The organism is Microvirga tunisiensis (assembly GCF_009296175.1).
Taxonomy (GTDB): domain Bacteria; phylum Pseudomonadota; class Alphaproteobacteria; order Rhizobiales; family Beijerinckiaceae; genus Microvirga; species Microvirga tunisiensis.
This window is the reverse complement of sequence record NZ_VOSK01000689.1, coordinates 1-1,694: the sequence shown is the minus strand read 5'-3', so window position 1 is coordinate 1,694 and position 1,694 is coordinate 1. Positions and strand designations below refer to the sequence as shown.

Here is a 1,694-nt window from a genome sequence, read left to right as displayed (position 1 = left end):
ATGCGTTTGCCCGGCAAATGCGGCTCCATCCGATCCCACTGGTGATCTTTCAACATCAGACGAACTCCGCTCACCCAAGCCTCCGCGCCCAAAAGGAGCTTGAATCAGATTTGCGAGTCCGTCGAAAGCCTGAATGTCAACGCGCTCTAGGAGGCCTCGCGCTCGGCTCTATCTGCTTTCCGGAGAATTATGGGAGCGTGCGATGTCCGATCACGTTTACAAAGTCGTTGAACTGGTGGGCTCGTCGACGAGCAGCATCGAGGATGCGATCCAAACGGCGATCAAGCGAGCGGACCAGACCTTGCGCAACCTGCGCTGGTTCGAGGTGGTGCAGACCCGCGGGCATGTTGAGAACGGTGAGGTTCACCACTATCAGGTCGTGCTCAAGGCAGGTTTCACGCTTGAGGACGAAACTCCATAACGGAGTAGGGACAGCGAACCCATTCTGTCCTTGAGCGCTAAATTGGGGTTCTCATGTCTTTTCTCCTTGCGGAGAAAAGTCGGCTGCGTGCGTCTGCTGCAGGATCCTGTCGCGGATGACCCGCTTCAGGCTCCCGACCATGCGAGCCATGGCATACACCCGGTCGTGGAGGGCCGTTACATCCGACATGACCTGAAACGGTGGCTCTGGCGGGAGCGGCAGCGCGAGGCCGTTTTCCAGTTCATGCAGCAGTTCCGCAATGGCCATGTTGTCGTCGCGCAGCCGCTGCAAGTCCGCATCCAACATGGCTGTGGTCTCCTGTGGTGGTCCGGGGACTGCGAATTTCTAGATATTGGACGCTCTGCGCCCGGCGGCTACCGGGGCATGACCACAGTCAGATAGGGAGCTGAGGGTTTCTCGTTTGCCCCGAGCGGACCAGGCACCTGGTTCCTGACCGGCTTTAGGCTCTTGAGGTAGCCGGCCAGAGCCTTGGCATCGGCATCCGTGAGCTTGCCGTAGGAATGGTACGGCATGACTGGCACGAGTTGCCGACCGTCCGGCCTGACGCCGGTCCGCACCGCCTTGATGATGTCGGCCTCACTCCACCGGCCCAAGCCTGTCTCAGGATCGGGGGTGAGGTTTGGTGGGTAGAAGATCCCAAGCCCCGGGATCTGGAAGCCGACCTCTGATCCAGCCAGAGGACGCTGCATGTCGGGCTTGCCGAGGAAGGTGCCGGGCGTGTGGCAGCCAGTGCAGTCCATGATGGTAACGAGATACTCGCCGCGCTGGGTTTGTGTCTGCGCCGACACCAACGAGCCTGACATGAGCAGGCTACCAGCCGCCAGAGCCGTCCGGATGATCGATCTCATGGAGTTTCTCTGTCTGAGGTTGAACCTAGCTAAAAATGCCAGAGGCCCCGCGGGAGTGAAGTGCGCAGAAGGCGTAGGTCGGCTTCGGCAGATTCCTCAAACTCGTGTCAAAACTCTCCTCCGAATATCGACTGAGGCTGTGTTGCACTGAGGTCCTGACGGGTTTGCGACCGTTTTGGACGGAGCGGCCGGCGGCTTCAGGTTTCAGAACAAGTGTTCAGCGAAATTCGCGGCGAAATCATACTGTGCTCATAGTTGAAGAATTGGGGGATCTCCCGGAAATTCCGGCGCCTCGCCCTTCCCCGCTCTGCCAAATATCCTAAGCTATGTTGTGAGGCGGTCCGAATCCGAACGTCTCACAATGAATGGATCCTTGAGAGATCCACACGGAAACGGTGTTGGGA

At 58.9% G+C, this 1,694-nt stretch carries 3 protein-coding genes; 1 reads left to right on the top strand and 2 read right to left on the bottom strand.

The window, feature by feature from the left end; all coding sequences use genetic code 11:
- Positions 1-202: 202 nt before the first annotated feature.
- Positions 203-421, top strand: a complete 219-nt coding sequence (locus FS320_RS42895; RefSeq protein WP_152718587.1) for a dodecin — start codon at positions 203-205, stop codon at positions 419-421.
- A gap of 51 nt (positions 422-472) precedes the next feature.
- Here FS320_RS42895 and FS320_RS42890 read toward each other — a convergent pair whose 3' ends face one another.
- Both FS320_RS42890 and FS320_RS42885 read right to left on the bottom strand, forming a co-directional pair.
- The gene (locus tag FS320_RS42890; protein WP_152718586.1) at positions 473-727 is read right to left on the bottom strand and encodes a hypothetical protein; all 255 of its coding nucleotides are present in this window, start codon (positions 725-727) and stop codon (positions 473-475) included.
- 68 nt (positions 728-795) lie between these two features.
- Positions 796-1,290 carry a c-type cytochrome gene (locus FS320_RS42885; RefSeq protein WP_152718585.1) on the bottom strand — a complete coding sequence of 165 codons (495 nt, stop codon included), beginning with the start codon at positions 1,288-1,290 and terminating at the stop codon, positions 796-798.
- Positions 1,291-1,694: the final 404 nt, after the last annotated feature.